This is a genomic window from Pandoraea pnomenusa (assembly GCF_040391475.1).
Lineage (GTDB): Bacteria > Pseudomonadota > Gammaproteobacteria > Burkholderiales > Burkholderiaceae > Pandoraea > Pandoraea pnomenusa_C.
The window spans coordinates 1-6,257 of sequence record NZ_JBEBXS010000049.1 but is presented as its reverse complement, the minus strand read 5'-3'; the positions used below and the strand labels follow the sequence as shown (position 1 = coordinate 6,257).

The window sequence follows — 6,257 nt, the reverse complement described above, 5'->3', positions numbered from 1 at the left end:
CCTGATACAGGAAGTAGCCCCACGCGGCCACGCACAGCGCGGTGGCGATCAGGTTTGCAGGCAACGAGTCCGTGCGCTTGAGCGACGGCACGAACGTGCCCAGCAGATCCTGCAGCATGAAGCGGCCCGCACGCGTACCGGCGTCGACTGCCGTCAGGATGAACAGCGCTTCGAACAGAATCGCGAAGTGGTACCAGAAGGCCATCATCGCTTCGCCGCCAACCACCTGATGCAGGATGTGCGCCATACCGACAGCGAGCGTCGGGGCACCACCGGCACGCGAGATGATCGTGTTCTCGCCCACGGCGTGCGCGGTCGCGGTCAGCACGTCCGGCGAAATGGTGAAGCCCCACGCCGAGACAGCCTGTGCGACAGCTTCCGGCGTCGTGCCGATCACGGCGGCCGGGCTGTTCATCGCGAAGTACACGCCCGGGTCGATCACCGAAGCGGCCACCAGCGCCATGATGGCCACGAACGACTCCATCAACATGCCGCCGTAACCGATGAAGCGCGCGTTGAGTTCGTTATCGAGGAGCTTGGGCGTCGTGCCCGACGAGATCAGCGCATGGAAGCCCGAGACGGCGCCGCACGCGATCGTGATGAAGAGGAACGGGAACAGCTTGCCCGACCAGACCGGACCGCTGCCGTCGACAAACTGCGTGAATGCCGGCATTTTCAGCTCGGGCGCCACGACCAGAATACCGATGGCCAGGGCGAGGATCGTGCCGATCTTGAGGAACGTCGACAGATAGTCGCGCGGCGCGAGCAGCAGCCACACGGGCAGCACCGAGGCGACGAAGCCGTAGCCGATCAGCATCCAGGTCAGTTGCTTGCCGTCGAACGTGAACAGCGGTGCGAGCGCTGCGCTGTCATGCACGCTCTGGCCGAAGTAGATCGCGGCCATCAGCATCACGAAGCCGATGATCGACACTTCGCCGATGCGGCCCGGACGGATGAAGCGCGTGTACACGCCCATGAACAGTGCGATCGGAATCGTCAGACCAACGGTGAACGTGCCCCACGGCGAACCCGTAAGCGCCTTGACCACGATCAGCGCCAGCACGGCGAGAATGATGATCATGATGAGGAACGCACCGAACAGCGCGATCACCCCGGGGATCATGCCGAGTTCCGACTTCACGAGGTCGCCCAGCGAACGGCCGTCGCGACGCGTGGAGATGAACAGCACCATGAAATCCTGCACCGCGCCGGCGAACACCACGCCCGCCAGAATCCAGAGCATGCCGGGCAGGTAACCCATCTGCGCGGCGAGCACGGGGCCGACCAGCGGTCCCGCACCGGCGATGGCGGCGAAGTGGTGACCGAACAGCACGTAGCGGTTGGTCGGCACGTAGTCGAGCCCGTCGTTATGACGCCATGCCGGCGTCATGCGCGTGCCGTCGAGTTGCGCCACGCGAGTGGCGATGAACTTGCTGTAGAAACGGTATGCGATCAGGTACACGCAGACAGCTGCGATAACGATCCAGAGTGCGCTGATGGATTCTCCGCGCGATAGTGCCACCGTGCCAAGCGCGCATGCGCCGACGATGGCCACCGCTGCCCAGGGCAGTTGTTGCCAGATGCGATTCATTGTCTCTCCTCGGAACTGCCTCGTCGGGCAGCAACCCCGGAACGGTGCCGTTGCAGCACCCTCCCGCCTCTTGTCCGGCGCCTTGACGGCACCACGAACGTGGCTCCCTGCGAGCGCCCCTCTTTCGGAGGTCTGCCTGCAGCGAGGGCCGGTGACGGCGTCCACTTTGCGTGACGAACGGCATGGGGGCATACCGGCATACGCAAGACGGACGCGAAGTGCGCGAGTTACACTCGGCAGCCCCGGCCACGATTCGCCGTGTAGTATTGGCGTTTGCCCGCCGTGCCACAAGCGCGGAACTACGCAGGTCGGCTACGTGCTATTACGTAGCCAGTACGTCCCCAAACCCCGCGAAATGCGGGGTTTCTGGCTTTTCGAATGCCATGAATCTCCGACAGAAATTCTTCGTCCTGGCGCTGTTGCCGGTGGCACTGGCGATGGTCGCGATTGCGCTCGCCGTGCGCCACCAGGGCAACGACCTCTCTCGCGCACAGCACGATGCCGTGCAGACCACCTCGCTCGCCAACAAGCGCGCCGAGCTGCTGCATTACGTGGGCCTGGCGCGCAATGCCATCGAGCCGCTGTACGACGGCCCGGATACGCCGGAAGCGCGCGAACAGGCACTCGCCACGCTGGCGCGCATGGAGTTCGGCAAGGACGGCTATTTCTTCGTGTACGACCTCGAAGGTCGCAGCCTGATGCACCCGCGTCAGCCGGAGCTGGTCGGCCATAATCTCTGGTCGCTCAAGGACGAAGCGGGCGCCCCTACCATCCAGCGTCTCATTGCGGCCGCGCGCGCCGGTGGCGGTTACGTGCAATATCCGTGGGAAAAGCCGTCGCTCCATCAAATGGCGCCGAAGCTCGGCTACGTCATCGCGCTGCCGCGCTGGAACTGGATGATCGGCACGGGGATTTATCTCGACGACGTGGAAGCCACGCTGCGCGAGTCGGACGAGCGAGCCCAGGCGAACATCGATCGCACGCTGATCTGGATCACGCTGATCGCGTCGACGTGTCTGGCCATCGTGGGCTTGTGCGGGCTGGTGGTCAACATCACCGAACTCAAGACGGCAGACGCGAAGCTTCGTCAATTGGCGCGTCAGGTCGTGGAGTCACAGGAAGTCGAGCGCGCGCGGATTTCCCGCGAGCTGCACGACGGCATCAGCCAGTTGCTTGTCTCGGTCAAACTCCTGCTTGAATCGGCGTCGATGCGCCTGCCCGGGTCCCCTGCGGCGGTCAGTACGACCCTCGGTGTCGCCATCGAGCGCCTGAACGGCACGCTGGGGGAGGTACGACGCATTTCGCAGGCGCTGCGGCCGGCAACGCTCGACGACCTCGGCCTGGCCGCCGCCATCGACCAACTGGCGCGCGAGTTCGGCTCGCATGCGGGGCTGCCCGTCGAGATGAATGTCGAGGGCGAGGCACCGGTGCTCGACGACAACATCAAGACGATGCTCTACCGCATTGCGCAAGAAGCGCTTACGAACATCGAACGCCATGCGCAGGCGTCGCGCGTATCGATCCTGCTCATCTTCAAATCCGACGGCATCCACCTGTCGATTGCCGACGATGGCCGGGGCTTCGACGTGACCGACGTACATCACGATCCGAGCCACGGCATCGGCCTGCGCAATATGCGCGAGCGTCTCGATGCCGTTGGCGGCGCGCTCGGCATTCAGTCGTGGCCCGGTCTTACCACCATCAGCGCGTGGGTTCCGCTCACGCCTGCCGCCGTGAAAGCGGCGCTTCGTGCATCCTCACGCAAATGACGCAAGCTCCCCCTATCCGATTGCTGCTGATCGACGATCACCCTCTGGTTCGCGACGGTCTTCGCGCGCGCTTTGACGCCTCGCCCAATCTCCAGGTCGTGGGGGAAGCGGGCAATGCCGTGGAGGCGCTCTCGCGAGCGCAAACATCGTCTCCGGATCTGGCGCTGATGGACATCAGCATGCGCGGCACGAACGGCATCGAATTGACGGCGTTGTTCCGCGAGCAGTTTCCGCATATCGCCGTGTTGATCCTGTCGATGCACGACAATGCGGAGTATGTGCGTCAAGCCGTACGCGCCGGCGCACGTGGCTATGTGCTCAAGGACGCCCCTGCCCATGAAATCGTGACCGCGATCGAACGGGTGGCGCGTGGCGATGCGTACTACAGCGCCGCCATTGCCGCCCGCGTGGTTCAAGCCTCGACGTCGCATGGCCCCATCGATTCGCTCACGCCTCGCGAGCGTGAAATCCTCTCGCGCATCGCGCGAGGTCTGGCGAACAAGCAGATCGCAACGGAGATGGATCTGTCGGTCCGGACCGTAGAGACGCACCGTCTCAACATCAAGCGCAAGCTGGGCATCGAAGGGCAAGCCGAATTGATCAAGTTCGCGGTGGAGAATCGGCTGTAAGTCGGCAACTGGCGGACGCCGGTCCGCCGGACGACTGCAGAAATGGGTTGTACACCTCGACACCCGTGTCGGCGAAATCTTTCACATTGCGCGTCACAACCACGAGCTGATGTACCAATGCCGTGGCCGCAATCAGCTTGTCGACCGGATGTTGCTGGTGAGGGACTCGAAGACGCGCCCAGACGTTGGAAACTCTCAGATCCACGGGCAGGATATCTTGCGCGTGGTCGCGCCGGAGCGTTTCCAGCCAGCTCTCGATGAGCGCGGCCTGACACTTGTCGTTCCTGTAACGAAGCAGGCTTACGCCACGCTGTAGCTCACCGAGCGTAATGACCGACAGGTAGCGGCGCGCCCTACGGCGATCGGTCAGCCGAATGAAACGCTGAACGCCTTCATCGCCTCCTCCGGCCTTACGACACTCGCTAATCACGTTCGTATCGAGCAGGTACATCGTCGCCTCATGTTCAGTTGATGCGCTCGAAGTCGCTATCCAGTCCTACATTCGGCATGGCCAGCAAAGCCTCACCGAGTGTGCGAAATCCCGGCACCCGCGCAACGTTGTCCAAGATCGTCAACACCTCCTCCTCCGGCGTTCTGCCATGTAGCGCCGCCCGCGATCGAATCGATCTCATCAGTGCTTCATCGATCCCTTCAATCAGCATCATGTGCATTTGCCCCTCCTGGGTTCGTTACCGGAAAATCGTTGTCCGAACGCAACAACGGGAGAAATGCTAGCACCGCATCGCTGTCGAAAACCGACGAAACCGCTGCCCCGCAAGCCTTTCGGAAGGATCACAAGGCAATAAAAAATCCCGCCGGCGTTTCCCCCGGCGGGACTCCTTTCCTGCATCGTCAGCGTGCCGTTACCTCAGCAAGCTCAACCTCACGCACCCAGCCGACGCTCGATATCCGCCTTCGTATCGAGCAGCGCCTGCGGCAGGTTGTGCTTGAGCGTGTCGAACAGCTCCGCGTGCAGCTTCAGCTCTGCGCGCCACGCGGCCGGATCCATCGACGTCACGTCGTCGAACTGTGCGGGCGTGAACGACAGGCCGTTCCAGTTCAGATCTTCGTAACGCGGCGTGATGCCGAACGCGTTTTCCACGCCCTGCGCCTTGCCCTCGATACGGCCGAGCATCCATGCCAGCACACGCATGTTCTCGCCGAAGCCCGGCCACACGAACTTGCCGTCGGCGCCCTTGCGGAACCAGTTGACGCAATAGATCTTCGGCAACGTGGCGCCCGTCTTGTCGAGATGCGCACCCGTGTCGAGCCAGTGCTGGAAGTACTCGCTCATGTTGTAGCCGCAGAACGGCAGCATGGCGAACGGATCGCGACGCACCACCCCTTGCTGACCGGCGGCAGCCGCCGTCGTCTCCGAGCCCATCGTCGCAGCCATGTACACGCCTTCGGTCCAGTCGCGTGCCTCGGTCACCAGCGGCACCGTGGTCGAGCGGCGGCCACCGAAGATGAACGCGTCGATGGCCACGCCCGCCGGATTCTCCCAGTCAGCGTCGATCGACGGGCATTGTGCCGCCGGGGCCGTGAAGCGCGAGTTCGGATGCGCCGCCTTGCGGCCCGTCTCCTTCGCGATCTCCGGCGTCCAGTCCTTGCCCTGCCAGTCGATCAGATGCGCGGGCGGCGTGTCCGTCAGGCCTTCCCACCACACGTCGCCGTCGTCCGTCAGCGCCACGTTGGTGAAGATGACGTTCTCGCCGAGCGTGGCGAGCGCGTTCGGGTTGGTCTTCTGGCTCGTGCCCGGGGCCACGCCGAAGAACCCGGCTTCAGGGTTGATCGCGTACAGGCGGCCGTCCTTGCCCGGCTTGATCCAGGCGATGTCGTCGCCAATGGTCTCGACCTTCCAGCCTTCGAAGCCCTTCGGCGCGATCAGCATCGCGAAGTTGGTCTTGCCGCAGGCCGACGGGAACGCCGCCGCCACGTGGTACTTCTTGCCCTCGGGCGACGTCACGCCCAGGATCAGCATGTGCTCGGCCAGCCAGCCTTCGTCGCGGCCCATCTTCGACGCGATGCGCAGCGCGAAGCACTTCTTGCCCAGCAGCGCGTTGCCGCCGTAACCGGAGCCATAGCTCCAGATCTCGCGCGTTTCCGGGAAGTGCACGATGTACTTCGTGTCGTTGCACGGCCATGCCACGTCCTTCTCGCCAGCAGCGAGCGGCTTGCCGACGGTGTGAACGCACGGCACGAATTCGCCGTCTTCGCCGAGCACGTCGTACACCGCGCGGCCCATGCGCGTCATGATGCGCATGTTCA

Annotated in this window: 6 protein-coding genes; 2 read left to right on the top strand and 4 right to left on the bottom strand. The window is 63.8% G+C overall.

Features of this window, described 5'->3' with window-relative positions; translation table 11 throughout:
- Positions 1–1,591, bottom strand: a 1,591-nt coding sequence (locus ABWO90_RS24995) for a carbon starvation CstA family protein (RefSeq protein WP_353193908.1), incomplete at its 3' end; no start/stop codon positions are given.
- Positions 1,592–1,974: 383 nt separating this feature from the next.
- Here ABWO90_RS24995 and ABWO90_RS24990 point away from each other — a divergent pair.
- The gene (locus tag ABWO90_RS24990; protein WP_353193907.1) at positions 1,975–3,360 is read left to right on the top strand and encodes a cache domain-containing protein; all 1,386 of its coding nucleotides are present in this window, start codon (positions 1,975–1,977) and stop codon (positions 3,358–3,360) included.
- Positions 3,357–3,989, top strand: coding sequence for a response regulator transcription factor (locus ABWO90_RS24985; RefSeq protein ID WP_353193906.1), 633 nt, complete (start codon positions 3,357–3,359; stop codon positions 3,987–3,989). Before ABWO90_RS24990 ends, ABWO90_RS24985 begins: the two co-directional genes overlap by 4 nt.
- Here the strand turns inward: ABWO90_RS24985 and ABWO90_RS24980 are convergent.
- The 3 genes from ABWO90_RS24980 to ABWO90_RS24970 form a co-directional block, all read right to left on the bottom strand.
- Positions 3,961–4,440: a type II toxin-antitoxin system VapC family toxin gene (locus tag ABWO90_RS24980; protein WP_353193905.1), complete on the bottom strand. Its 480-nt coding sequence runs from the start codon at positions 4,438–4,440 to the stop codon at positions 3,961–3,963. The two genes, ABWO90_RS24985 and ABWO90_RS24980, sit on opposite strands and share 29 nt — an antisense overlap.
- 13 nt (positions 4,441–4,453) lie before the next feature.
- On the bottom strand, positions 4,454–4,660 hold the full coding sequence (locus ABWO90_RS24975) for a FitA-like ribbon-helix-helix domain-containing protein (RefSeq protein WP_353193904.1): 207 nt from the start codon (positions 4,658–4,660) through the stop codon (positions 4,454–4,456).
- A 212-nt stretch (positions 4,661–4,872) separates the two neighbouring features.
- The coding region (locus ABWO90_RS24970; RefSeq protein WP_353193903.1) for a phosphoenolpyruvate carboxykinase (GTP) at positions 4,873–6,257 on the bottom strand (1,385 nt) is incomplete at its 5' end.